The sequence below is a fragment of the Mycolicibacterium aromaticivorans JS19b1 = JCM 16368 genome, assembly GCF_000559085.1.
GTDB classification, from domain to species: domain Bacteria; phylum Actinomycetota; class Actinomycetes; order Mycobacteriales; family Mycobacteriaceae; genus Mycobacterium; species Mycobacterium aromaticivorans.
This window is the reverse complement of record NZ_JALN02000001.1, coordinates 2,273,694-2,297,815: the sequence shown is the minus strand read 5'-3', so window position 1 is coordinate 2,297,815 and position 24,122 is coordinate 2,273,694. Positions and strand designations below refer to the sequence as shown.

At 66.2% G+C, this 24,122-nt stretch carries 25 protein-coding genes; 16 read left to right on the top strand and 9 right to left on the bottom strand.

What is annotated here, in order from left to right; all coding sequences use genetic code 11:
* The 4 genes from Y900_RS11190 to Y900_RS11175 all read right to left on the bottom strand — a co-directional run bounded on the left by Y900_RS11190 (window position 1) and on the right by Y900_RS11175 (window position 4,241).
* Window positions 1-687: a GltB/FmdC/FwdC-like GXGXG domain-containing protein gene (locus Y900_RS11190; protein WP_036341893.1), complete on the bottom strand. Its 687-nt coding sequence runs from the start codon at window positions 685-687 to the stop codon at window positions 1-3.
* Window positions 675-1,568, bottom strand: coding sequence for a class II glutamine amidotransferase domain-containing protein (locus Y900_RS11185; protein ID WP_036341892.1), 894 nt, complete (start codon window positions 1,566-1,568; stop codon window positions 675-677). Before Y900_RS11185 ends, Y900_RS11190 begins: the two co-directional genes overlap by 13 nt.
* Window positions 1,569-1,588: 20 nt before the next feature.
* Window positions 1,589-2,896, bottom strand: a complete 1,308-nt coding sequence (glnT, locus tag Y900_RS11180) for a type III glutamate--ammonia ligase (RefSeq protein ID WP_036341891.1) — start codon at window positions 2,894-2,896, stop codon at window positions 1,589-1,591.
* 91 nt (window positions 2,897-2,987) lie between these two features.
* Window positions 2,988-4,241, bottom strand: coding sequence for an ammonium transporter (locus Y900_RS11175; protein WP_036341890.1), 1,254 nt, complete (start codon window positions 4,239-4,241; stop codon window positions 2,988-2,990).
* A gap of 129 nt (window positions 4,242-4,370) precedes the next feature.
* Here Y900_RS11175 and Y900_RS11170 point away from each other — a divergent pair, with 129 nt between their 5' ends.
* The gene (locus Y900_RS11170) at window positions 4,371-4,820 is read left to right on the top strand and encodes a hypothetical protein (protein WP_237752540.1); all 450 of its coding nucleotides are present in this window, start codon (window positions 4,371-4,373) and stop codon (window positions 4,818-4,820) included.
* Window positions 4,821-5,034: 214 nt separating this feature from the next.
* Complete coding sequence (locus Y900_RS32365; protein WP_081845070.1) at window positions 5,035-6,765, top strand: purine-cytosine permease family protein; 1,731 nt, start codon at window positions 5,035-5,037, stop codon at window positions 6,763-6,765.
* A gap of 23 nt (window positions 6,766-6,788) precedes the next feature.
* Here the strand turns inward: Y900_RS32365 and Y900_RS11160 are convergent, their stop codons facing one another.
* Window positions 6,789-7,853: a substrate-binding domain-containing protein gene (locus Y900_RS11160; RefSeq protein WP_036341889.1), complete on the bottom strand. Its 1,065-nt coding sequence runs from the start codon at window positions 7,851-7,853 to the stop codon at window positions 6,789-6,791.
* Window positions 7,854-8,007: 154 nt separating this feature from the next.
* Here Y900_RS11160 and Y900_RS11155 point away from each other — a divergent pair, with 154 nt between their 5' ends.
* Window positions 8,008-8,454: a MarR family winged helix-turn-helix transcriptional regulator gene (locus tag Y900_RS11155; protein ID WP_109751056.1), complete on the top strand. Its 447-nt coding sequence runs from the start codon at window positions 8,008-8,010 to the stop codon at window positions 8,452-8,454.
* Between the two features lie 5 nt (window positions 8,455-8,459).
* On the opposite strand, the gene fmdA is transcribed toward Y900_RS11155, so the two are convergent.
* A complete protein-coding gene (gene fmdA / locus Y900_RS11150; protein ID WP_036341888.1) occupies window positions 8,460-9,713 on the bottom strand; it encodes a formamidase in 1,254 nt (417 codons plus the stop codon).
* 130 nt (window positions 9,714-9,843) lie between these two features.
* Here fmdA and Y900_RS11145 point away from each other — a divergent pair, with 130 nt between their 5' ends.
* Complete coding sequence (locus Y900_RS11145) at window positions 9,844-10,131, top strand: FmdB family zinc ribbon protein (protein WP_036346453.1); 288 nt, start codon at window positions 9,844-9,846, stop codon at window positions 10,129-10,131.
* Window positions 10,132-10,143: 12 nt separating this feature from the next.
* On the opposite strand, the gene Y900_RS11140 is transcribed toward Y900_RS11145, so the two are convergent.
* Window positions 10,144-10,752 carry a nitroreductase family protein gene (locus Y900_RS11140; protein ID WP_036341887.1) on the bottom strand — a complete coding sequence of 203 codons (609 nt, stop codon included), beginning with the start codon at window positions 10,750-10,752 and terminating at the stop codon, window positions 10,144-10,146.
* 94 nt (window positions 10,753-10,846) lie between these two features.
* On the opposite strand from Y900_RS11140, the gene Y900_RS11135 reads away from it, so the two are divergent.
* Genes Y900_RS11135 through Y900_RS11125 form a run of 3 tightly spaced genes read left to right on the top strand, consistent with a single transcriptional unit; the run spans window position 10,847 to window position 14,316 of the window.
* Window positions 10,847-12,112, top strand: coding sequence for an aspartate kinase (locus Y900_RS11135; protein WP_036341886.1), 1,266 nt, complete (start codon window positions 10,847-10,849; stop codon window positions 12,110-12,112).
* Between the two features lie 2 nt (window positions 12,113-12,114).
* A complete protein-coding gene (locus tag Y900_RS11130; protein WP_036341885.1) occupies window positions 12,115-13,161 on the top strand; it encodes an aspartate-semialdehyde dehydrogenase in 1,047 nt (348 codons plus the stop codon).
* A gap of 36 nt (window positions 13,162-13,197) precedes the next feature.
* Entirely contained in the window at window positions 13,198-14,316 is a 1,119-nt protein-coding gene (locus Y900_RS11125; RefSeq protein ID WP_036346450.1) for a DUF4185 domain-containing protein, read from the top strand.
* A 140-nt stretch (window positions 14,317-14,456) separates the two neighbouring features.
* Here Y900_RS11125 and Y900_RS11120 read toward each other — a convergent pair whose 3' ends face one another.
* Entirely contained in the window at window positions 14,457-14,678 is a 222-nt protein-coding gene (locus Y900_RS11120; protein WP_131536147.1) for a hypothetical protein, read from the bottom strand.
* Window positions 14,679-14,823: 145 nt separating this feature from the next.
* The gene (locus Y900_RS11115; RefSeq protein ID WP_036341883.1) at window positions 14,824-15,324 is read right to left on the bottom strand and encodes a hypothetical protein; all 501 of its coding nucleotides are present in this window, start codon (window positions 15,322-15,324) and stop codon (window positions 14,824-14,826) included.
* Window positions 15,325-15,452: 128 nt separating this feature from the next.
* On the opposite strand from Y900_RS11115, the gene Y900_RS32360 reads away from it, so the two are divergent.
* The 9 genes from Y900_RS32360 (at window position 15,453) to egtE (ending at window position 24,111) form a co-directional block, all read left to right on the top strand.
* The gene (locus Y900_RS32360) at window positions 15,453-15,905 is read left to right on the top strand and encodes a hypothetical protein (protein ID WP_036341882.1); all 453 of its coding nucleotides are present in this window, start codon (window positions 15,453-15,455) and stop codon (window positions 15,903-15,905) included.
* 147 nt (window positions 15,906-16,052) lie between these two features.
* Complete coding sequence (locus Y900_RS11105) at window positions 16,053-17,501, top strand: catalase (protein ID WP_036341881.1); 1,449 nt, start codon at window positions 16,053-16,055, stop codon at window positions 17,499-17,501.
* Window positions 17,502-17,583: 82 nt separating this feature from the next.
* Window positions 17,584-18,012 (top strand): organic hydroperoxide resistance protein, encoded by a 429-nt coding sequence (locus Y900_RS11100; protein WP_192827500.1) that lies wholly within the window; start codon window positions 17,584-17,586, stop codon window positions 18,010-18,012.
* Window positions 18,013-18,017: 5 nt separating this feature from the next.
* Window positions 18,018-18,659: a sensor domain-containing protein gene (locus Y900_RS11095; protein WP_036346447.1), complete on the top strand. Its 642-nt coding sequence runs from the start codon at window positions 18,018-18,020 to the stop codon at window positions 18,657-18,659.
* Between the two features lie 77 nt (window positions 18,660-18,736).
* Window positions 18,737-20,026 (top strand): ergothioneine biosynthesis glutamate--cysteine ligase EgtA, encoded by a 1,290-nt coding sequence (gene egtA / locus Y900_RS11090; protein WP_036346445.1) that lies wholly within the window; start codon window positions 18,737-18,739, stop codon window positions 20,024-20,026.
* Entirely contained in the window at window positions 20,023-21,309 is a 1,287-nt protein-coding gene (gene egtB / locus Y900_RS11085) for an ergothioneine biosynthesis protein EgtB (protein ID WP_036341879.1), read from the top strand. Before egtA ends, egtB begins: the two co-directional genes overlap by 4 nt.
* The gene (egtC, locus tag Y900_RS11080) at window positions 21,309-22,037 is read left to right on the top strand and encodes an ergothioneine biosynthesis protein EgtC (protein ID WP_036346444.1); all 729 of its coding nucleotides are present in this window, start codon (window positions 21,309-21,311) and stop codon (window positions 22,035-22,037) included. The genes egtB and egtC overlap by 1 nt, the downstream gene beginning before the upstream one ends.
* The gene (gene egtD / locus Y900_RS11075; RefSeq protein ID WP_036341878.1) at window positions 22,034-22,999 is read left to right on the top strand and encodes an L-histidine N(alpha)-methyltransferase; all 966 of its coding nucleotides are present in this window, start codon (window positions 22,034-22,036) and stop codon (window positions 22,997-22,999) included. The genes egtC and egtD overlap by 4 nt, the downstream gene beginning before the upstream one ends.
* Window positions 22,996-24,111: an ergothioneine biosynthesis PLP-dependent enzyme EgtE gene (egtE, locus tag Y900_RS11070; RefSeq protein WP_036341877.1), complete on the top strand. Its 1,116-nt coding sequence runs from the start codon at window positions 22,996-22,998 to the stop codon at window positions 24,109-24,111. Before egtD ends, egtE begins: the two co-directional genes overlap by 4 nt.
* The last annotated feature ends 11 nt before the right edge of the window (window positions 24,112-24,122 follow it).

Here is a 24,122-nt window from a genome sequence, read left to right as displayed (position 1 = left end):
TCAGTACACTTCTGTGTTGTCGACGTGGAAGTGGTATAGCTGGCGTGCCGAGCCGTAGCGGGTGTAGGAGCTGGTGTCATCGTCCTCGAATCCGGCGGCCTTGAGCAGGCGGCTGAGTTCTTCGTGGTGCTCGGCGCGCATCTCCTTGGCGATGCAGTCCGCCCCGAGCGAGGCGACCTCGCCGCGAACGTACAGGCGGGCCTCGTAGATCGAATCACCCAGTGCCTCACCGGCATCGCCGCGGATCACCAGTCGTCCCGCCTGGGCCATGAACGCGCTCATGTGTCCGACGCTGCCGCCGACCACGATGTCGGCTCCTTTCATCGAGATCCCGCAGCGCGCAGCGGCATCGCCTTCGATCACCAACAGGCCGCCGTGTGCGGTGGCGCCGGCGGACTGGGACGCATTGCCCTTGACCCAGACGGTGCCGCTCATCATGTTCTCGGCCACTCCGGTCCCCGCGTTGCCGTCGACGATGACCTCCGCTTGCTTGTTCATCCCAGCGGCGTAGTAGCCGACGTGACCGTCGATCCGGACTCGGATCGGGGCGTCGACGCCGACCGCGACATTGTGTGCGCCGGCGGGGTTGGTGATCGCGACTTCACCGGACAGGCCCGGCGCGTGTAGGGCGGCGTTGACCTCGCGCAGCGGTGTGGACGCCAAATCGAAGGTCATCACCTCGTCCATGCGTACACCACCTCTGGTTCTGGCTCCCAGATGACCGCCTTCTCGACGCCGGGAAGTCCTGCCAGCGCGCGGTATTCGCTGCCCATTGCCACCCACTCGTCGGTCTCGGCGATCACCGCCGGCTTGCAGGCGATGGCGTCCCGGACAACGGCGAACGAGTCGTGGTTGGACACCAGCAGCGTGTAGAAGCCGTCGAAGGTGGCACACAACTCCTTGAGCGCGGTCTCGACGTCGCGGCCCCGGGCCAGCTGGTCGGCCACGAAGCGCGCACCGACTTCGGTGTCATTCTCGCTGTCGAAGACGACACTCCGGGCCCGGAGGTCGCGACGGATGGTGGCGTGGTTGGCGAATGATCCGTTGTGGACCAGGCACTGGTCCGGACCGACCGCGTAGGGATGTGCGCCGGCCGGTATCACTGCCGACTCGGTGGCCATCCTGGTGTGACCCACCCCTTGCCAGCCCTGCGCATGAGCCAGTCCCCATGCCTCGGTGAGGGCTTTCGGATGCCCGACTCCCTTGAGCACAGCCACATTTGCGCCGAACCCCGCGATCAGCGCATGCGGGTAGTGCGCCGTGATCGCCGCATGCAGCGTCTCGGCTGCGACATCGGCCGACACCAACAGTGTTTCGTCGACGCGGTGCACCGATACCTCGCCGAGCGCCGCATGGAGCGCCTCGGCCATCTGGTCGGGGCTGTCGTCGACGTCGAGCACCGAGACGGTGCCCTTCCCCGGCGGTGACCAGCGTGGATCACCGTAGACGGCTACTCCGGCGGAATCGCTTCCCCGGTCCGACATTTCACACAGCATGCCGGTCAGCAGTTCACCGAGCCGGGGGTAGAGCTGGGGGTCGCGCAGGTGCAGACCCACGATCCCACACATGGTTGTTCCTTCCTCGGGGGTCAGAATGCGGTCAGGTACTGGTCGACTTCCCACGGACTGACCGCGCTGTGGTAGGCGAAGAATTCGTCCCGCTTGATACCGGCGAAGTAACTGGCAACCCCATCGCCTACGGTGTCGAGCACACCGGTGACCACCGGGTCACCCTCGAACTCTTCGACGGCGTGCAGCAAGGTGGGCGGCAGGGCGGTGCGGCCGTCGGTGTTGCCGATCGCGCCGGGGTCGGTGCTGCGTTTGATGCCGTCGATACCGGCGCCGAGCGCGGCCGCGATGGCCAGGTACGGGTTGGCCGAGCCGTCGCCGCCGCGTAGCTCCACTCGCTGAGAGTCCGGCACCCGGATGTAGTGGGTGCGGTCATTGCCGCCGTAGGTGGGCAGGCGCGGAGCCCAGGAGGCCCCGGAGGCCGTCGTCAGTGCTCCGGTTCGCTTGTAGGAGTTGACCGTTGGCCCGACGACGGCCTGCAGGGCGCAGGCGTGGTCGAGGATGCCGCCGATGAACGCATACGCGGTCGGCGACAGTCCCAGCCCGCGATCGTCGGACTCCTCGGGGAACACCGGTGTGCCCCCACAAGTCAGCGACAGGTGCAGATGCAGGCCGCTCCCGGTCCGGTCGGAGAAGGGTTTGGGCATGAACGTGGCCACCATGCCGCGCTCGGCGGCGATCATCGACAGCAGGTAGCGCAGTGTCACCACCCGGTCGGCTGTGGTCAGCGCGTCGGCGAATTGGAAGTTCTGCTCGAACTGGCCGTTGCCGTCTTCGTGGTCATTGGCGTAGTTGGACCAGCCGAGGGTGTTCATCGCGGTCGAGATCGCGGTGAGGTGGTCGTACATCCGGGTCACACCGCGCGCGTCGTAACACGGCTGCGCCGCGGTGTCGGCAGTGTCGGCGGTGGCCAGTGTGCCGTCCGCGCCGCGGGTCAGCAGGAAGTATTCGACTTCCGCGCCGACCCAGGGCTCGAAGCCTGCATCGGCAGCCCGCTGGATCAGCGACTTGAGGATGACGCGCGGCGCATACGGCCACGGCCGGCCCTCGACGTGCGGATCGCAGTGCACGATCGCCAGGCCGTCCTTGATGAACGGGATCGGGGTGAACGACTCGGGGTCGGGCATTGCCATGAGGTCAGGGTCTTTGGGCTCCTGACCCATTGCACCGACGGCGTATCCGGCGAAGCCGACACCCTCGGTCGCCAGTAGATCGACGGCCTCGACGGGAACCAGCTTGGCACAGGGCTTCCCGCGGAGGTCGACGAACAGCGCGAGGATGAACTTGGTTGCTGAGGCCTCGGCCAGCTCAGCGAGGGTGGCAGACATGTTCTCCAACAAGTTCTTTGATGAATGGGGGTGGCGCGAGGGGCTCGAGCCGGGCGGGGGAAGGAGGTACCACGCCCGGCTCGAGTCCGCATCAGGCGTACTCGAGCTCGTACGCCGGGTCGCGGTGGACGTGGGTGTCGATACCCTTCTCCTCTTCTTCGGAGGAGATGCGGATACCCATCGTCTTCTTGATGGCCCATGCGATGACGAACGCGATAACGAACGAATAGATCATCACCGCACCGGCCGCCACGGCTTGTCGCCACAGCTGGTCGAAACCGCCGCCGTAGAAGAAGCCGTTGACCTTGTTCGGCATTGTGTCGCTGGCCAGGAAGCCGATCAGCAGGGTGCCGATGACACCACCGACGAGGTGCACGCCGACAACGTCGAGCGAATCGTCATAGCCGAACTTCTCTTTGAGGCCCACGGCGAACGGACAGATGGCGCCCGCGACGAGGCCGAGAATGATCGCGCCGACCGGCGTCACCGAACCACAGGCCGGGGTGATCGCGACCAGGCCGGTGATGGCACCCGCCGCCGCACCGACGCCGGTGACGTGGCCGTCTTTGAACTTCTCCACTGCCAGCCAGGCGAGCGTGGCGGCGCAGGTTGCGACGAAGGTGGTGACCATGACGATGGCCGCCGAATTGCCCGCGGCCAGAGCCGAACCGCCGTTGAAGGCATACCAGCCGGCCCACAGCAGTCCGGCGCCGAGCAGTGTCAGCGGGACGTTGTGCGGCTTGCGCAGCTTGCCCCAGCTGGCGCCCTTGCCGAGCACTATGGCGACCGCCAGAGCGGCTGCACCGGCGTTGATATGCACCGCTGTGCCACCGGCGAAGTCAATTGCCTTGAGGTTGTTGGCAATCCAGCCGCCGACTGCGTCCGGGGTGACGACGCCGTTGAATGCGAATACCCAGTGCGCGACGGGGAAGTAGCAGAGAACCGCCCACAGGGTCGCGAAGACCATCCAGGCCGCGAACTTCATTCGGTCGGCCGCCGCGCCGGAGACCAGTGCGACCGTGATCGCCGCAAACAGTGCCTGGAACAACGCGAACAGACTGACCGGCAGGCCGGAGATCGTGGTCTGCGATTCCAGCAGGTTCTTCATGCCGGCGAATTCGGTCAGGCTGCCGACGAATCCGCCGTAGGACGTCCCGAACGTCATGGAGAAGCCGAACAAAATCCAGAGCACGCCGACGATGGCCACGGCGCCGAACGTCATCATCATCATGTTGGTGGAGCTTTTGACCGAGACCATGCCGCCGTAGAACAGCGCCAGGCCCGGGATCATCATCGTCAGCCCGATGATGCAACACAGCATGAATGCTGTGGTCCCTGTATCCATCTAATCTCCTGCGGGTGGTGGCCCGTCCATGGTTGGGCCGTTCACCGACAGTGAACGATGTTTCTGTTACGTAGACGCCCTCGTGGTGTTGCCGCCTCGTTAAACGTTCAGCCGCGAACGCTAGGCTGGATGATCGTGCGACGACGTCCGCGGTGGATCCTCACCATCTCTGTATTGGTCATCGCGGTGGGCATCGCGGTGTGGTCGAAATATTTCGACGGCCCGCCCGAGAAGTGCAAGCCGGTGATCGACTTCCTGGACTACAGCCGCTCGCAGGCGTCGAAGATCGACTCCAAGGGCAATGAAGGCGTGCCGACGGTGGCCGAGGACGCTGCCTATCAGCAGTGGGCCGATGGCCTGGCGGAGCGCTCCCAGAAAGTCACCGATCCCGGCCTGGCGGCGCAGACCACGGAGGTAGCGCAGTTGGCCAACCAGTTCGTCACCAGTCTGCCGACACTGCGTTCCCAGATCCAGGGCCGTGCGCCGGGCGCGCCGCCGCCTCCGCAGATGTATGAGATGTCGCTACTCAACGACCGGATAGTTGCCAAGCTCGCGGACCTGAGAAAGACCTGTTCCTGACTGGTTGAGCGCTATCTGCGTCGTCGCGTAAACCATACGTGTCATGCGCGTTACTTTTCATTTGGAGTACTGCCATATGGAAGTAACAATGTTAGTTTCCTTGCGGCGGAGCTAATTCCGCCGGCTCTTCTAGCCGCGCGGACAGTGCTGTCTGAAATGCGGATCCTTCTGAAGCGGCCGCTGCACAACATGTGACGCGGCAAGGAGACAGCACATGACTTCATCTGAGCAACCGGTCGGCGAAGTGCAGCTGCACCCTGCCGGCGCACCGCCGGGCTCCGGGCCCTGGACCCGATTCGTCACCTGGGCGAGTCAGGACACCATCGAAGACTTCTCATTGCGGTACGCCCCCAAATCATTTCGCAAATGGAGCCCGATGGCGTGTGCGATTGCGGCGCTCGGCGGAATCGCTTATCTCGCCGACTATTCGATCGGCGCGTCCATCGCGGTCACTCACGGGTCAGCGAGTGCTGTGGTGGCCATCCTGGTGGCGGCGGTGACGATCTTCCTCACCGGGATCCCCATCGCCTATTACGCCGCGAAGTACAACATCGACATGGATCTACTCACGCGCGGAGCGGGTTTCGGGTACTTCGGATCGACTCTGACCAGTCTGATCTATGCCAGCTTCTGCTTCATCTTCTTCGCGCTCGAAGGTGCCATCATGGCCCAGGCGATGAAGTTGGCGTTCGGTCTTCCGTTGGCGTTGGGCTACATCATCGGATCGCTGATCATCATCCCGCTCGTGCTCTACGGAATGACCGCGCTGGCCAAGTTTCAGGTCTGGACGCAGCCCCTGTGGCTGGCGTTGTTCGTGGCACCCATTGCATTCATCGCCTATGCCGACCCCTCCGGCTTCGAGGGATTCCTCTCCTGGGCCGGCAACGGAGGCACCGAGCGGGCGACCGCGATCGGTGTCGGCGCGGGCGCGGGCGTGGCCCTGTCGCTGATCGCGCAGATCGGTGAGCAGGTCGACTATCTGCGGTTCATGCCGGAGAAGTCGGAAACGCCCGCGTGGCGCTGGTGGGGTGCGGTGCTGGCCGCCGGCCCCGGTTGGGTGGTTCTGGGTGCGGCCAAACAGATCTGTGGGGCCTTTTTAGCGTTCTACGTCGCCGGAAAGGTGGGATTCTCGGCGGCCACCGAGCCGATCGAACAATTCCTCGGCGGATTCGGATCGGTGATTCACAACAACACCGCGGCGCTGGCAGTGGCGACGTTGATGGTGCTGCTCTCACAGATCAAGATCAACGTGACCAACGCCTATTCGGGTTCGTTGTCGTGGTCGAACTTCTTCTCGCGGGTGCTGCACGTCCACCCCGGGCGCGTCGTGTACCTCGCATTGCACATCGCGATAGCCCTGTCGTTGATGCTGGGCAATATGTTTGCGGTGCTCAACACGATCCTCGGGTTCTACTCGAATGTCGCGATCGCCTGGGTCGGCGCGATCGTGGCCGATCTGATCATCAACAAGCCCCTGCTCAAACTCAGTCCGCCCTACGTGGAGTTCAAGCGGGCCTACCTGTACAGCATCAACCCGGTGGGCTTCGTGTCCATGATGGTGGGGTCGGTGTTCTCGATCCTGGCCTTCTTCAACATGTTCGGCCCATTCATGGCCGCATGGTCACCGTATCTGGCGCTGTCCCTGGCGTTCGCGCTCTCGCCGGTCATCTGCGTCATCACCAAGGGCAAGTATTACCTGGCCCGGCCCAACCCGTTGCGCGAGGAGATCGAGAAGGAGCCGTTATGGGCAGGGCAGACTCTGATCGACGTCGTCGACCAGAGAAGTTACGAACTGCCGGACATGGTGCACGACTGCCCGTTCCATCACGGCGCGATCTCATCGCTGACGTGCACTCTGACCAAGGAGTGCCACGATATGTGTAAGAAGCCCGAAAGCGCTGCAGTGCATTCGATTTCGGAGGAGGTCAGTAGTCCGGCCGTCTAGACGGGTGGAAGCCGGGTCATCGGTCAAGCGCTGAGCTGATCGATGACCCGGAATTCCATGTCGGCGGCGTCGGCGAGGAAGACGGGTTGGTGGGTGTGGGTGCCGCGCATCGCAACTTCCCCGCGCGGCCCCTGGTAGGACACCGTGGAGCGCACCTGATCGATTGCCCGAACCTGAAGACTTCCTGCCGCGCCTGCCAACGCCGAAAGTAGAAGCAGCCCTTCATAACAGGACTCGCCGATATTGTTCAGCGCCGGCGCGGCCTCGCCGAATCGCTGCTCGTAACGTGATCCGAAACCCATGCTTTCCGGCGTCACCAGGCTCTCGAAGTATCCGCAGGCGGTGTAGAGCCCCCGCGTGCAGTCCGCGCCGCTGGCGCTGAGCACATCTTCCCCGATCATCAACGACAGCCGGATCTTGTTCTCCTGCAATCCGGCGCGGGCGAACGCTCGATTGAATGCAGCGTTGTCGGTACCCACCATCAACACCAGCACTCCGTCTGCAGCAGAGGACCCGATGAGCTGCAGCGGTTTCCGGAAATCTCGGGCGCCCAGCGGGACGAATGAGTCGCCGACGAAATCCAGACCGTTGGCGCGCATGTAGTCGCGGGTAACGGCCGCGGTCTGCCGCGGCCAGATGTAATCGTTGCCGACGATGCACCACCGCTGGATGTCTCGATTGGAACGCAGCCACTGAAGAGCGGGGAAGAGTTGCTGCTGCGGCGTCTCGCCGACCATGTAGACGCCGGCGTTGTTCTCGCCGCCCTCGTAGAACGTGGTGTAGACGTAGGGCACCCGGCCGGCAGTGTGCGGGGTGATGACCTGGCGGGCATTGGACAGGTGCCACCCCACCACGGCATCGATCCTGCCGGTGTCGATCAGGCGCCGGACCTGGGCCGACAACGCCCACAGCGGAGCGCCCGCATCGACGGGGTGCACGCGTACGGGTCGATCGAGAATGCCGCCGGCGCCGTTGATGTCGGCGACGGCGAGTTCGGCACTGACCTCGCACGACGGTCCGAAAATGCCCGCGGGCCCGCTTAGCGGCACCACCAGCGCGATATCGACCGCATCGCGGTTGCGTTCCATATCCTCAACCACCTCACCCGAATCGGGGACGACGACGGATACTGTGTGACCCTGACTGCACCGCCGGGGCGATCACTGTCAAGATACCCCCGGGCGGCCAGGATTTCTTTCCAGCTGAAAGTTTCGGTAATTCCCAGGTAAGCTCCCAGGCGATATGAACGCCATCTCAGACGCACCAGGAGCCATCGAAGAACTGTCGCGTCTGGCGAAAACGGTCGTGCACGAACTGGATCGCGCGGTGGCCGCCGAGCTGGACGGCATGACGGTGGCACAGTGGCATGTGCTGAGTGCCCTGGCCGGGGGTCAGGGTAAGGCGATGTCGGCCCTTGGTGCCGCGACGCTCTTGCCCGGTCCCAGTCTGACGCGGCTGATCGACGGCATGGTCGACGACAATCTGGTGTTGCGCAAGGTCGATGTCGCCGACCGGCGCCGGGTGCTCGTGTACCAGACCCGGCGTGGGACGGCGGCCTATCAGCGGGTTCGTGCCCGGCTGGCGAAATCCGACGAATTGGTCCACCTGGTGGCCCGGCACGCCGACTTGTCCGCGCGCCTGGGCGAGGCCCTGGCGGCGATTCGCGGCCAGGACCTCGCGTCGATCTGAATCGGTCAGAACGCGGCGTGTGGGGCGCCCATGCCCGGATCGATCTGATGGGGGCCGGCCGCACACGGTGCGACGGGGAACTCGAAGATCGCCGTCGGGATATACACCGTGGCACACGAATTCGGGATATCTACCACTCCGGACAGCCGGCCTTCGATGGGCGCTGAACCCAACAACAGATACGCCTGTTCGGGACGGTAGCCGAACTTGGTCAGGTAGTCGATGGCGTGCAGGCAGGCCCGCCGGTAGGCCAGATCGGAATCCAGATACTTCTGTTCGCCGTCGAGAGTGACCGACGTTCCCGAGAACGCGATCCACTCCGAATACTGCGGATCGGTGTTGCCGGGCATGAAGATCGCGTTCTCGTGCACGCCGTAGGTGTCCATGCCGCCCTTGATGAGATCGACATGCAAGTCCAGGAATCCGCCCATCTCGATGGCGCCGCAGAAGGTGATCTCGCCGTCGCCCTGGGAGAAGTGCAGGTCGCCGAACGACAGGTTCGCCCCGGGCACGAACACCGGATAGAAGACCCGGGTGCCCTTGGTCAGATTCTTGATGTCCTGGTTGCCGCCATTCTCCCGGGGCGGTGCGGTGCGGGCGGCCTCGGCGGCGGCCTTGGTGAAGGCGGTACCGGTCAGGCTGCCGAGGATGGCGTCCTGCGGTTCCGGGGGGAGCGCCAGCGGCGGCACCCGCTCGGGGTCCGTCGCAATCAACGCGCCCTCGCGCGCGTTCCACTTGGCCAGGAGCGCGGCCGAGGGCGCGGTACCCATCAGACCGGGATGCACGATGCCGGTGTACTTGACTCCGGGGACGTGCCGGGAGGTCGCGCTCTGGCCGGAGAAATCCCAAATCGCCTTGTAGGCGTCGGGGAACTGGTCAGTGAGGAATCCGCCGCCGTTCTCCTTGGCGAAGATGCCGGTGTAGCCCCAGCCCTGTCCGGCCAGCGGCCCGGAGTCTTCCTGGGGGATGGGCCCCACATCCAGGATGTCGACGATCAGCAGATCGCCGGGTTCGGCACCCTCGATGGCGAACGGACCCGACAAGCAGTGCACGCCCTTGAGCGGGGCGTTCAGGATGTCCTGTGCGGAATCGTCGTTGACGATGGCGCCGTCGAACCATTCTCGGCAATGAGCCCGAAAGCTGGTGCCCGGTTTGACCGTGACGGCCGCGGGAATGTCGGGGTGCCAGCGGTTGTGTCCGACGATCTGCTGGTCGGTGAACTTCTTCGTCGAGTCCAATGGGAAGAGCAGTTCGGGCACAGTGTTCTCCTCGGCGTCGGTATATCCCTATCGTTCCAAATGGAAGTATTCAAAACACCATATATATCCCAGGCGAATCCTGCGCGTTAACAGCGTATGACGTTGCCGGCGAACGGTTATCGTGTCGGTCATGCCGACGTATCAGTTCCGCTGCCCCGGCGGTTGTCCCGACTTCAGTGCGATCTACCCGATGGCCGATGTACCGGGTCAGGATGCCTGCCCACGATGCGCCGCACCGGCGCGGCGACTGTTCGGCGCACCCGCGCTCGGCGTCGGGCGCACCGCCGCGATGCAGTTACAGGATCGCACCCGGGCCAGTGCCGAGCACCCGGATGTGGTGCAACGGCTGCCCGGTGCGGGTCGCCGGAACACCCCGGTCACCACCAATCCGCTGCACCGAAGACTGCCCCGGCCTTGAGCAGGCGACGCCTCAGGGCAACTCCGAACGGGACCAGTTGAGCACGATGTCCTCGAGCGCCAATCGCGCCCTGGGCCGGCCGTCGCGTTCGGCGATCTCCTGGGTCGCCCGCGTGTAGTCGCCCAGCGTGCCGACCGCGACCACCGCCAGCGGGCGCATCTCCGGCGGGAGGTCGAACGCGGCGCGGGCACCCTCGACGTCGAAGCCGGCCATCGGATGCACGATCAAATTCCGGGACACCGCCTCGGTCGACAGGTTCGCGATCGCCGCACCGGCGTCGACCGCGGAGTAGAGCGCCGTCCGCTCGTCCTCTCCTTCCTCGGCGCACACCAGAATCAGTGCCGAGGCGGCGTGGGCGTAGCTGTTGCCGCGGCGAAGCAGGGCGGCCAGTGTCGCGAAATCCCTGGCACCTCTGATGCCGACCACGAACCGCACCGGCTGGCGATGTCCCCAGGTCGCGGCCCAGCGTGCGGCCTCGATCAGGGCGATCAGCTGCTCTGAGGTGACCTCGGCGCCGGGGTCGAAGGCCCGCGGACTCCACCGTGCGGCGATCGGCAGGTGGATCGGCACCCGGGTCCGGGCGTGACGGTCGCGGGGCGGGTCGGCGCTTCGGTCAGTCACCGCCGCGACGTTACCGCCGATCGGGGCGGAAAAAGCAGGTGCTGCGACCCCTTATCCTTAGAGCCGACATCCCACTTTTTCGAAAGGGCAGACAGTGGCGCTCGTCGTGCAGAAGTACGGCGGATCCTCGGTGGCCGATGCCGACCGGATCCGGCGAGTCGCCGAGCGCATCGTCGAAACCAAGAAGGCTGGAAACGACGTCGTCGTGGTGGTCTCGGCGATGGGCGACACCACCGACGAACTGCTGGATCTGGCCAAGCAGGTCTGCCCGGCGCCGCCTGCCCGGGAGCTCGACATGCTGCTGACCGCCGGCGAGCGTATTTCGAACGCGCTGGTCGCGATGGCCATCGAGTCCCTCGGGGCGCAGGCCCGGTCGTTCACCGGATCGCAGGCCGGTGTTGTCACCACCGGTGCCCATGGCAACGCCAAGATCATCGACGTCACGCCCACTCGGCTGCGATCCGCGCTCGACGAAGGGCAGATCGTGCTGGTGGCCGGCTTCCAGGGCGTAAGCCAGGACACCAAGGACGTCACGACCCTGGGCCGCGGCGGCTCGGACACCACCGCCGTCGCGCTGGCCGCCGCCCTGGACGCCGACGTCTGCGAGATCTACACCGACGTCGACGGCATCTTCACCGCCGACCCCCGCATCGTGCCGAACGCCCGTCGCCTGGACACCGTCAGCTTCGAGGAAATGCTCGAGATGGCGGCCTGCGGTGCGAAGGTGCTGATGCTGCGGTGTGTGGAATACGCCCGTCGCTACAACGTTCCGATTCACGTCCGGTCTTCATATACCGACAAGCCCGGCACGATCGTCACAGGATCTATCGAGGACATCCCCATGGAAGACGCCATCCTGACCGGAGTTGCCCACGACCGCAGTGAGGCCAAGGTCACCGTTGTCGGGCTGCCCGACGTACCCGGCTACGCCGCCAAGGTGTTCCGTGCGGTCGCCGACAATGACATCAACATCGACATGGTGCTGCAGAACATCTCCAAGGTCGAGGACGGCAAGACCGACATCACGTTCACCTGCCCGCGCGACATCGGGCCGACGGCGGTGGAAAAGCTCACCGCCCTGCAGGGTGAGATCGGTTTCACCAAGGTGCTCTACGACGACCACATCGGCAAGGTGTCGCTGGTGGGCGCCGGGATGCGCAGCCACCCGGGAGTTACCGCGACGTTCTGCGAGGCGCTGGCCGAGGTCGGGGTGAACATCGAGCTGATCTCGACCTCTGAAATCCGAATCTCGGTGCTGGTCAAGGATACTGAGCTGGACAAGGCCGTTGCCACGCTGCATGAGGCGTTCGGCCTGGGCGGCGAGGAAGAAGCCGTCGTCTATGCCGGGACGGGGCGGTAGTCATGGTCGCTATCGGAGTGGTGGGAGCCACCGGTCAGGTCGGCCAGGTGATGCGGACGCTACTGGAGGAACGGGACTTCCCGGTTACCAGCGTTCGGTTCTTCGCCTCATCACGGTCGGCAGGCAAGAAGTTGCCGTTCCGCGGCCAGGAGATCGAGGTCGAGGACGCCGAGACCGCCGATCCCGCCGGCTTGGACATCGCGTTGTTCTCCGCCGGAGCGACGATGTCGCGGGTGCAGGCGCCGCGGTTCGCTGCTGCCGGGGTTGTCGTGATCGACAACTCGTCGGCGTGGCGGAAGGACCCCGAGGTGCCGCTGGTGGTGTCCGAGGTGAATTTCGACAGGGATGTCGCCGATCGCGCTCGGTCCCTTCCCAAAGGCATCATCGCCAACCCGAATTGCACCACCATGGCCGCGATGCCCGTGCTCAAGGTGCTGCACGACGAAGCCCGTCTGGTGCGGATGATCGCCTCCACCTATCAGGCGGTCTCGGGCAGCGGGTTGGCCGGTGTCGACGAGCTGGCCACCCAGGCGCGCGCGGTGATCTCCGGGGTGGAGGAACTGGTGCACGACGGGTCGGCGCTGGATTACCCGGCTCCGGTGAAATATGTTGCGCCGATTGCGTTCAACGTGGTTCCGCTGGCCGGTTCACTGGTTGACGACGGCTCCGGTGAGACCGACGAGGACCAGAAGCTTCGCAACGAGAGTCGCAAGATCCTCGGCATCCCGGAGCTCGCGGTGTCCGGGACGTGTGTGCGGGTACCGGTGTTCACCGGGCACTCACTGTCGATCAATGCCGAATTCGCTGAGCCGATTTCGCCGGAGCGGGCCACTGCCCTGCTCGACGGTGCCCCGGGTGTGAAGCTGGTCGATGTCCCCACCCCGCTGGCCGCTGCCGGGGTGGACGAGACCCTGGTAGGCCGGATCCGTCAGGATCCCGGCGTGCCGGACGGCCGCGGCCTCGCACTGTTTCTTTCGGGTGACAACCTGCGAAAAGGTGCTGCCCTCAATACGATTCAGATCGCCGAGCTGCTGGCCGCCGAGCTCTGATCCGCTTTGCGCCGAAACGTGAGTTTGGGCGTGAAAGTGCGAGTGGCGTGCGCCATTTCGTCGATCTCGGCGGTGGTGCTGGCGCCGACGTCGATCGCCGACCCACCGAGCCCGGCTCCTGACCCGATCCTGGCGCCGTTGGCGCCAGGCCAGGTGATGCGGATCGGGCCGATCGCCGGTACCGGGACGCCAACCCGCGACTACGGCATCGGCGCCACCGACTTGTGCGAGTTCATGGAATTCCCCACTGAATTGCTCCAGATCTGTGGGGACAGCTTCGCCGGCCAGGGCGTGGGATTCGGTGGGTGGTTCTCGCCGGTCGCGCTGCGGGTGGCCGGCGACTCGGTCGACGACCCCGACGGCATTCGCTACACCGGCGTCGTCGGTGTGGACAAACCGTTGCTGGCCGACCCCCGGCCGCCGGGCGCTTCGCAGCTGCCCGCTGGGGTGGTGCAGATCAACCGGCAGAACTATCTGCTGGTGACCACAACCAAAGATCTGGTACCGCAGACGTCGCGGCTGGTGAAAGCGGTTGCCGGGCAGGGCGGTTGGCAGACTGTCGCGGGTTCGCAGCGTGCGGCCTCCTACGCCGGCGGCCGTCAGACGCAGATCAGCGGCTACTACGACCCGATCCCGACACCGGACTCGCAGACCGGCTGGGTGTACATCGTGGCCAACAACTTCGACCGGTCCGGGCCGGTGACGCTCTACCGCGCCACTCGAGAGAACTTCACCGACCGCGCGCGCTGGCAGGGCTGGGCGGCCGGTCCGGGCGGCGGCTGGAACAAGACGCCAACGCCGTTGTGGCCGGACAAGATCGGCGAGATGAGCCTGCGTGAGGTCGACGGAAAGCCGGTGCTGTCGTACTTCAACGCCAGTACCGGCAACATGGAGATGCGGGTGGCCTACGACCCGACGGGTCTGGGAACCGCGCCGGTGACGACGGTGGTGCAAGCGGGTGACTGGCCCGACCCCGTCGAGAGCCTGCCGCCGCCGGGGGACAACCGGCTCGCACAACCCTACGGCGGCTACATCTCGCCTGGCTCGACGCTGGACGAGGTGCGGGTGTTCGTCAGCCAGTGGAACACCATGCCGCGCGACCGCGCGCCGTATCGCGTGCTGCAGTTCGCGGTGAACCCGATCAAGCCGTGGTGAGAGGCGAACTCAACCGCGGGTTGGATGGCCCGACCTCCGTTCTCCCCGAGGGCCGTAACCGCGGGTACGAGAGCCACGCCACGACAGGGAGAACTGACCAGCTCGACATCAGGCCGTGCCTGCAGGATTCCGGCGCGGGCTCAGTGTGCGCTGGTCTCGGGGTATAGCAGCTTCGCTCGCAGTCGCAACACCTGTATTTGGGCAACTCCCACGAGCAACACCGGCCACAGGAATCCCGCCGCGACGATCAGCGGCAGGCGTACGTGGGCTCGCACCGTCTCACCTGCGTCAAAGGCTTCAGAGAAAACCCGAGTGAGAAAGATGAATAGCGGCACGCCGATGAGGTAGAGGTACAACAACACGGCGGACACTCCTTCACGGCAACCCCCGCGCAATAGTGGCAAAGTTCGCTGACACTGTCCAGTTCTACGGCGATGGCCGGGGTAGATCCCACCGAAGAGGACCGTTAGACCTGCCTGCCAGCCGCAGACCCCGGACCACCCACACTCAGCGGTTGTCGCGCTTGGCTTGCCGCCGCGCGCCCGCTGCGATGGAACCGGCCTCGCGCTTCTTGCGGCCCGATGACTCGCGGGACTGGTCCACCCGGGCCCGACCCAATGTCGGCACCCGGCTGCCGCCCTTGGCGGGCGTTCCGGGGGCCGAACTTTCCTGACGGGCCCGAGCCAGCCGCTCCTCCTTGAGTTCACGGGCGCTGCGCGCCGCAGCGACACCGAGTTGCTTACTCACCCGCCCCAGCGCACCTTCGAAGATCTCGGCCTTGGCCCCATTTCGTTCGTTGGCCGATCGAGCGGCACCCCGGGCGCGCTTCGCCGAGACGTTCGCCGCGCCCTTGCGGCGATAGAGCCCGACGTATTTGGTGCGGGCGCGTCGAATCCTGCCGTGCAAGTCCAACAGCGCGTCCTCGTCGAGTTCGGTGAGTGCGCCGGGGTCGGTCTCCCGGATCAACAGGAACTCGGCTTCGGTCAGCGAGTTGAGCAGCTTGTTCATCTTTGGTTCATAGCGCGGGGCAGCCTGCTGTGGGTGGAAACGGCCACGCGGATGACAATCCGTCATTCACAGTCTTTTCAAAGGCGGCACCTAACCCGCACTGGGCAGCGGGCTCGCATCATCGATTCATGACTGAAACACCCGAGCGGGCCGACGAGCCCGCAACCAGCCCCGTCGCCACTCTCGACCCGCCTCCGCCGCCGCCGCCCTACTACGGCCCGGTCCCTGTCGCCACCCGACCCAACCGGCTGTACCAGGCCGTTGCATGGGTTGCGATCGTGGCTGGCACCGTCTTCATAGTCGGCGCAGTCTTCTTCACCGGTTTCGTCCTCGGGCGCGCCAGCGGCCACGGCGGCTGGCACCACCACGGCGGGGACGGTGGCTCTCAACAGTTCCACCACCGGGGCGGACCTGGCGGTGGCCCCGGGATGATGATGCCGGGCGGCGGACCCTGGGGTCCGATGGGTCCCGGTGGCCCGGGCGGCCAGAACCAGGGTCCGGGCGCCGGCCCCGGATTCGGGCCAGGAGGCCCGGGCGGCGCGGGGCCCGGTGGCACCGCCACCCCGACCCAGCGTCCCTGACCGCACCGCAGACGTGCCCGGCGTCCCCACCCCCCAGGGACGCCGGGCACCCTGCTGTGCAGGATCCTGCCGGAGTCATTTTGGGAGAGTAGAACGGGTCTTGGGTACACGCCTTCCGGAAGGCGCTGACACCAGATAGGGGAAACGATGACTGAGAAATTTGCGACGACCGATGCCGGTGCTCCAGCTCCGAGCCTCGAACATTCCCTGACCGTCGGGCCGGACGGCCCGATCCTGCTCCAGGATCACTACCTGATCGAGCAGATGGCCAACTTCAATCGCGAGCGAATCCCGGAGCGCCAGCCGCACGCCAAAGGCGGCGGTGCGTTCGGCACGTTCGAAGTGACGCACGACGTCAGCAAGTTCACTCGTGCGGCGTTCCTGCAGCCCGGCATCAAGACCGACATGCTGGCCAGATTCTCCACCGTCGCCGGCGAGCGCGGCAGCCCAGACACCTGGCGTGACCCCCGCGGATTCGCGCTGAAGTTCTACACCTCCGAGGGCAACTTCGACCTCGTCGGCAACAACACCCCGGTGTTCTTCCTGCGGGATCCGATCAAGTTCCAGAACTTCATCCGCTCCCAGAAGCGCCTGCAGTCGTCGAACCTGCGTGATCACCACATGCAGTGGGACTTCTGGACGCTGTCACCGGAATCCGCACACCAGGTCACCTGGTTGATGGGTGACCGCGGCATCCCGAAGACCTGGCGCAACATGAACGGCTACTCCAGCCACACCTACAGCTGGCTCAACGCGGCCGGCGAGCTGTTCTGGGTGAAGTACCACTTCAAGACCGACCAGGGCATCGAATTCCTCACCCAGGAGGAAGGCGACGAATTGGCAGGCAGCGATGGCGATTACCACCAGCGCGACCTCTTCGACACCATCGAGGGCGGCGACTTCCCGAGCTGGACGCTCCACGTCCAGATCATGCCGTTCGAGGATGCCAAGACCTACCGGTTCAATCCGTTCGACCTGACCAAGGTGTGGCCGCACAGCGACTACCCGCTGCACGAAGTTGGTCGAATGACGTTGAACCGCAACGTCACCGACTACCACGCCGAAATAGAGCAGGCTGCCTTCGAGCCGAACAACATCGTGCCCGGCACCGGATTGAGCCCGGACAAGATGCTGTTGGCGCGTGGCTTCTCCTACAGCGACGCCCATCGGCACCGGCTCGGGGTGAACTACAAGCAGATCCCGGTCAACACACCGAGAGTCGAAGTGCACAGCTATTCCAAAGACGGTGCGATGCGGATGCGCAACGTGACCGACCCGGTGTATGCGCCGAATTCGGTTGGGGGGCCGCAGGCCGATCCCGCGCGGGCGGCTGAGGTGCACTGGGCCTCCGACGGTGACATGGTCCGCTCCGCGTACGCCCTTCGTCAAGACGATGACGACTGGGGTCAAGCCGGCACCCTCGTTCGGGAAGTTCTCGACGACGATGCACGAGACCGATTGGCGCACAATGTCATCGGCCATGTATCCAAGGGTGTCAAAGAGCCGGTGCTGTCGCGGGTGTTCGAGTACTGGCGCAACATCGATGCCGACCTCGGCAAGAAGATCGAGGAAGGTGTGCGGAGCAAGACTGGGTGAGAGCCGAAGTCGACATGCGGGTTGTGATCGGGCAATTTTCACGACCTTCATGTCGATCTCCCGGGCTGGCATGATCGAAGCCATGAGTATCGAGGTCATCTACACCGCGGAGTCCACGGCCAGCGGCGGCGGGCGGGACGGCCACGTGAAGTCGTCGGACAACCGAATCGATCTGGACACCAGGCCACCCAAGGAAGCGGGCGGCAGCGGCGAGGGCACCAACCCCGAGCAACTGTTCTCGGCGGGCTACGCCGCTTGCTTCCTCGGCGCGCTACAACTGGTGGCGCGCTCGGAGAAGATCGGACTCGACAGCGCATCGGGCATCACCGCGCGGGTCGGCTTCGGCAAGGACGCCGACGGCGGGTACGGCATCAACGCCCACCTCATCGGCTACCTGCCCGGACTCGAGCAGAGCCAGGCCGAGGACCTGATGAACAAGGCTCACCAGGTGTGCCCGTACTCGAAGGCGACTCGCGGCAATATCGACGTCACATTGACCGCCAAGGTCTGAGGGTGATGCGCACCGCCGCCGCGGCGGCCGCAGTGCTGGCGACAAGCGTGTTCGGGGCCGGCGCGGCGCAGGCCCGTCCAGCGGACCCGGGCGTGGTCTCCTACGCCGTGCTCGCCAAAGGTTCCGTGGGCAACATCGTCGGAGCACCGATGACGTGGGAGTCGGTGAGCACCGATCCGGTGCAGGGGTTCTGGGTCGATCTGCCGGTCTGCAACAACTGGGCCGACATCGGGTTGCCCGAGGTGTTCAACGACCCCGACCTTGCGTCGTTCAACAGTGCGGTCACGCAAACCTCGGCCACCGACCAAAACCACCTGGTCAAACAGGCCATCGGGGTATTCGCCACCAATGACGCCGCCACCCGCGCCTACCACCGCATCGTAGACCGCACCATCGGGTGCGCCGGCCAGACCACCGCCATGCACCTCGACGACGGAACGACTCAGGTGTGGTCGTTCGGCGGTGCTGCCCCGACGGCCACCGACGCGGTATGGGTCAAGCAGGAAGCAGATACCGATCGACGGTGTTTCACCCAGACGCGGTTGCGGGAAAACGTGCTGTTGCAGGCCAAGGTCTGCCAGTCCGGCAACGGCGGGCCGGCCGTCAACGTGCTGGCCGGCGCCATGCAGAACACATTGGGCATATAGCGAGGTCGGGTGAACGTCATCAACGGGTCAGCCGCCGATCGACGAAACTTGTCGGTGCGGTCTGGAAGATGGATGTCATGACGTTTGTCGTCACCTCGGAGCCGGGTCGGGCACCTTGCGGGCCGGGTGCCCAAGAACGGGTCCTGAACAGCTCATCCTCAGCCGCCTTGCACATCGCCGGCGCCTCACTCGACGACGGTCCGGCCGGCCGGGTGGGTCTGGAACTCGAGGCGCACTGCTTCGATCTGGCTGATCCACTGCGCCGCCCGGGCTGGTCGGAACTGAGCGACGTGATCGCCACCGCGGGACCGCTGGCCGGCGGCAGCGCCGTCACCGTGGAACCGGGGGGCGCGGTCGAACTGTCCGGCCCGCCGGCCGACGGCCCGCTGCCGGCCATCGCCGCGCTGGCCGCCGATCGGGCGAGGTTGTGTTCGGCGTTCGCCGATGCCGGCCTCGGCCTGGTCCTGCTCGGCGCCGACCCACTTCGCCGCCCGCGTCGGGTCAATCCCGGAGCCCGCTATGAGGCGATGGAACAGTTCTTCGTCGCGTCCGGGACGGCGAGCGCAGGGGCGGCGATGATGACCTCGACGGCATCGATCCAGATCAATCTCGACGCGGGTCGCCGCGACGGCTGGGCCGAGCGGGTGCGGCTCGCCCATGCGCTCGGCCCCACCACGATCGCGATCGCGGCGAATTCACCGTTGCTCGGCGGGGACTTCACCGGCTGGGTGTCGACACGTCAGCGGGTGTGGAGTCAGCTGGACTCGGCGCGCTGTGGGCCGGTCCTGGGCGCCAGCGGTGACGATCCCTGCACCGACTGGGCCCGGTATGCCCTCAAGGCGCCGGTGATGCTGGTGCACAACCCGGATCCGGTCGCGGTCACCGAGCACGTGCCGTTCGCGGACTGGGCCGATGGACTGGTGCTCCTCGGCGATCGCCGTCCGACCACCGCCGACCTCGACTACCACCTCACCACGCTGTTTCCACCGGTGCGCCCACGCCGCTGGCTGGAGATTCGTTACCTCGACAGCGTGCCCGACGCACTGCTGCCCGCATTGGTGTTCCTCGTCGTCACCCTGCTCGACGACCCAGCCCTCGCCGAGTTGGCCGCCGAGGCCGTCGAGCCGGTGGCAACCGCCTGGGACCTGGCCGCGCGGGTCGGCCTCAAGGACGACCGGCTCTACCGAGCGGCCAACCGTTGCGTTGCACTCGTCGCCGACCGGGTGCCCGCGGAATTATCCGAGTCGATGCAGCGGTTGGTGCAGAACGTGGAAGTAGGCCGCTGCCCAGCCGACGATTTCGCCGACCAGGCCATCGAGCGCGGAATCGAAGGTGCGGTCCTGCAGATGGCCGAGGCGACGGCGTGATCGCACGCGAAACGCTGGCGCGCGACCTCGAACGGGCCCGCCAGCGCACGTGGGCGCTGACCGACTTCGACGACGCCGAGTTGCATCGCCAGTACAGCCCGCTGATGAGTCCACTGGTCTGGGACCTCGCCCACATCGGGCAGCAGGAAGAACTGTGGCTGCTGCGCGACGGCGACCCGAATCGGCCGGGCATGCTGCCGGCCAACATCGAAGGCCTCTACGACGCGTTCGTGCATTCTCGCGCCAGTCGCGCCGACCTGCCTCTGTTGTCGCCGGCGCAGTCTCGCGCGTACTGCACCAGCGTGCGGGCCGCCGCACTCGACGTGCTCGACACCTTGCCCCACCGGGATGACGACGCCGAGGTCGCGTTCCGCTTCGGCCTGGTGATCAGCCACGAGAACCAGCACGACGAGACGATTCTGCAGGCACTCAACTTGCGCAGCGGCGCACCGATTTTGGCGCACCGGATGACGCTGCCAGAGGGCCGACCGGGGTTGACCGGCAGTTCGGTTCTGGTGCCCGGCGGTCCGTTCGTCCTCGGCGTCGACGCGGTGACCGAACCGCTGTCGTTGGACAATGAACGCCCCGCCCACGTGGTCGACGTGCCGGCGTTCCGTATCGGCCGGGTACCGGTGACCAACGCCGAATGGCGGCAATTCATCGACGACGGCGGCTATACCCAACAGCGATGGTGGTCGCCGCGCGGATGGGAGCACCGGGTCCAGACCGAGTTGAGCGCACCCGAGTTCTGGAATCCGGACGGCACCCGAACCCGATTCGGCCACGTCGAGGAAATCCCCGGCGACGAACCCGTCCAGCACGTCAGCTTTTTCGAAGCCGAGGCCTACGCGACGTGGGCGGGCGCCCGGTTGCCGAGTGAAGTCGAATGGGAGAAGGCCGCCGCCTGGGATCCCCAGGCCGGGGCGCGCCGTCGCTACCCATGGGGCTCGGCGGAACCGACACCGCAACGGGCCAACCTCGGCGGGCAGGCGCTGCGTCCCGCGCCGGTGGGGAGCTACCCCGATGGAGCGTCAGCCTATGGCGCCGAGCAGATGCTCGGCGATGTGTGGGAGTGGACCACCTCGCCGCTGCGGCCATGGCCGGGCTTCACACCGATGATCTATCAACGCTATTCGGAGCCGTTCTTCGACGGTGACTACAAGGTGTTGCGCGGTGGTTCGTGGGCGGTGGGCGCCGACACGCTGCGGCCCAGCTTCCGGAATTGGGATCACCCGATCCGCCGGCAGATCTTCTCGGGTGTCCGCCTGGCGTGGGACGCCTGATGTGCCGACACCTGGGCTGGCTGGGCGAACCGGTGACGATCGCCTCGCTGGTCCTCGACCCGCCATGCGGGCTGAGGGTCCAGTCCTACGCGCCGCGCCGGCAGAAGCACGGGTTGATCAACGCCGACGGCTGGGGTGTGGGCTTCTTCGATCCCGGCGGCCAGGAGCGAAGCGACCCGGGGATCGGACCCGGCGAGGTGCGCCGCTGGCGCAGCGCGTCGCCGCTGTGGGGTGACGTCTCGTTCGCCTCGGTCGCCCCGGCGTTGCGCAGCAATTGCATTGTCGCAGCGGTGCGTTCGGCATCGGTGGGCATGCCCATTGAGTCCAGCGCATCCGCTCCGTTCAGTGACGGCAGCTGGTTGCTGTCGCACAACGGAGTCGTCGACCGCGGGGTGTTGCCGTTGAGCCCAGTTGCCGAGTCGACGGTCGACAGCGCGCTGCTGGCCGCGCTGATCTTCGACCGCGGGCCGGCCAACCTCGGCGATACCATCGCTGAAGTCGGGGCGGCAGATTCGGGCGCCCGGCTGAACATCATGGCCGCCAACGGATCTCGGCTTCTGGCCACCACCTGGGGTGACACTCTGTCGGTGTTGCGCCGCAGTGACGGAGTGGTGCTGGCCAGCGAACCCTATGACGATCACCCCGATTGGCAGGACATCCCGGACCGGCATCTCGTCGACGTGAGCGGGGGACAGGTGACGCTGACCCCGCTGAAAGGATCTTCGTGACGTTCACGCTGTCGAACTACCTGGCCGCCGACGCTGCCGCCCAGGCGCTGCGCGACGATGTGCTGCACGGCTTGACGCAGACACCGAAGTCATTGCCGCCCAAATGGTTCTACGACACCGTCGGTAGTGAATTGTTCGACCAGATCACCCGGCTGCCGGAGTACTACCCGACCCGGACCGAAGCGCAGATCCTGCGGTCCCAGTCGGCGGCGATCGCGACCGCCAGTGCTGCCGACACGCTGGTGGAACTCGGCAGCGGAACGTCAGAGAAGACTCGATTGCTGCTGAGCGCCATGCGCGGCAACGGGTCGTTGCGCCGGTTTGTGCCGTTCGACGTCGACTCGAGTGTGCTGGAAATGGCGGGAGCGGCGCTGGAGCACGAGTATCCGGATGTCGACATCGACGCGGTGTGCGGCGATTTCGAGGAACACCTGGCCAAGATTCCCTCCGGCGGTCGCAGGTTGTTCGTGTTCCTCGGTTCGACCATCGGCAATCTGACCGCAGCCCCGCGGGCGGAGTTCCTCACCGCCCTCGCCGACGTACTCGACCCCGGGGACTGCCTGCTGCTGGGCACCGACCTGGTCAAGGACACCGAACGCCTGATTCGCGCCTACGACGACAGCGCGGGTGTGACCGCGCAGTTCAACCTCAACGTGCTGACCGTGGTCAATCGAGAATTGGACGCCGACTTCGACGTCGACGCCTTTGAGCACGTCGCCCGCTGGAACCCCGACGAGGAGCGCATCGAGATGTGGCTGCGCGCAACGTCTCCGCAGCAGGTCACCGTCGCCGGGCTGGACCTGCGTGTCGAGTTCACCGCAGGCGAAGAGATGCTCACCGAGGTGTCGTGCAAGTTTCGGCCCGAGGCCGTCGCGCAGGAGCTGGCGGCGGCCGGTCTGCGTCGGACGCAGTGGTGGACCGATGAGGCCGGGGACTTCGGGCTGTCGCTGGCGGTGAAGTGAGCGCACCCGACGCTCTGGCTGACAGCTGGCGGCAGGCACGGCTGCCCGCGGCCGGCGTGCACCTGGACAGCGCCGCGTGTTCGCGCCAGAGCCTGGCGGCCATCGACGCGGCTGCCGCACACGCCCGCCACGAGTCCGAGGTGGGCGGCTACGTCGCTGCGCAGGCGGCGGCTCCCGTTCTCGACGCCGGGCGCGCCGGTGTGGCGGTGTTGACTGGAATGTCCGCGGACGACGTCATTTTCACCACCGGATCGGGCAACGCACTGCAACTGCTGCTCGGCGTGTGGCCGATGGAACGGACCGTGGCGTGCCTGCCCGGCGAGTACGGCCCCAACCTGGTGGAGTTCACCGCGCGCGGCTTCACCCGCCGGGAGCTACCGGTCGACAGTCTGGGGCGGGTCGACCCGGATGCCGCCCGCAGCACCCTGGCCGATACGCCGCCGGCGATGGTCCACCTGACCGCGGTCGGTAGCCACCGCGGTGTCGTACAACCCGTCGCCGCGGTCGCGGAGGTGTGCCGGGAGATCGGCGTCCCGCTGATCGTCGATGCCGCGCAGGCGCTGGGCCACGTCGATTGTCTGGCTGATGCCGATGCGGTCTACTCGTCGTCGCGCAAGTGGTTGGCCGGTCCGCGCGGCGTGGGAGTGCTGGCGGTGCGTCCGGCGCTGGCCGACCTGTTGCAATCCCCGCCGTGGGCCGGCGCGGTATCGGCGTTGCGGTGCCTTGAGTTAGGTGAAGCCAACATCGCTGCGCGGGTGGGCTTTTCCGTCGCGGTGGGACAGCATCTGGCGGCCGGACCGGAGACGGTGCGTCACCGGCTGGCCGCGCTCGGACGTCAGACCCGCGCGATGCTCGCCGAGGCGCAGGGCTGGCGAGTGGTGGAACCTGATGACGCGCCGACCGCGATCACCACATTGGAGCCCACTGCAGGCGCCGACCCCGTGCAGGTGCGAGCCCGCCTGATCGACGAGCACGGCATTGTGACCACCGCGGCCGGAGTCGAGCGCGCCCCGCTGGAGTTGACGACACCGGTGCTACGGGTTTCGCCGCACGTCGACGCCGGCCCTGAAGACCTCGAGGCGCTGGTCGCCGCGCTGCGCGCGATCACCTAAAGGCGCTCAGC

Coding starts and splice junctions, on each gene's coding strand:
- Y900_RS11190 (WP_036341893.1), bottom strand. CDS start 687: ATGGACGAGGTGATGACCTTCGATTTGGCGTCCACACCGCTGCGCGAG.
- Y900_RS11185 (WP_036341892.1), bottom strand. CDS start 1,568: ATGTGTGGGATCGTGGGTCTGCACCTGCGCGACCCCCAGCTCTACCCC.
- glnT (WP_036341891.1), bottom strand. CDS start 2,896: ATGTCTGCCACCCTCGCTGAGCTGGCCGAGGCCTCAGCAACCAAGTTC.
- Y900_RS11175 (WP_036341890.1), bottom strand. CDS start 4,241: ATGGATACAGGGACCACAGCATTCATGCTGTGTTGCATCATCGGGCTG.
- Y900_RS11170 (WP_237752540.1), top strand. CDS start 4,371: ATGATCGTGCGACGACGTCCGCGGTGGATCCTCACCATCTCTGTATTG.
- Y900_RS32365 (WP_081845070.1), top strand. CDS start 5,035: ATGACTTCATCTGAGCAACCGGTCGGCGAAGTGCAGCTGCACCCTGCC.
- Y900_RS11160 (WP_036341889.1), bottom strand. CDS start 7,853: ATGGAACGCAACCGCGATGCGGTCGATATCGCGCTGGTGGTGCCGCTA.
- Y900_RS11155 (WP_109751056.1), top strand. CDS start 8,008: ATGAACGCCATCTCAGACGCACCAGGAGCCATCGAAGAACTGTCGCGT.
- Y900_RS11145 (WP_036346453.1), top strand. CDS start 9,844: ATGCCGACGTATCAGTTCCGCTGCCCCGGCGGTTGTCCCGACTTCAGT.
- Y900_RS11130 (WP_036341885.1), top strand. CDS start 12,115: ATGGTCGCTATCGGAGTGGTGGGAGCCACCGGTCAGGTCGGCCAGGTG.
- Y900_RS11115 (WP_036341883.1), bottom strand. CDS start 15,324: ATGAACAAGCTGCTCAACTCGCTGACCGAAGCCGAGTTCCTGTTGATC.
- Y900_RS32360 (WP_036341882.1), top strand. CDS start 15,453: ATGACTGAAACACCCGAGCGGGCCGACGAGCCCGCAACCAGCCCCGTC.
- Y900_RS11105 (WP_036341881.1), top strand. CDS start 16,053: ATGACTGAGAAATTTGCGACGACCGATGCCGGTGCTCCAGCTCCGAGC.
- Y900_RS11100 (WP_192827500.1), top strand. CDS start 17,584: ATGAGTATCGAGGTCATCTACACCGCGGAGTCCACGGCCAGCGGCGGC.
- Y900_RS11095 (WP_036346447.1), top strand. CDS start 18,018: ATGCGCACCGCCGCCGCGGCGGCCGCAGTGCTGGCGACAAGCGTGTTC.
- egtA (WP_036346445.1), top strand. CDS start 18,737: ATGACGTTTGTCGTCACCTCGGAGCCGGGTCGGGCACCTTGCGGGCCG.
- egtC (WP_036346444.1), top strand. CDS start 21,309: ATGTGCCGACACCTGGGCTGGCTGGGCGAACCGGTGACGATCGCCTCG.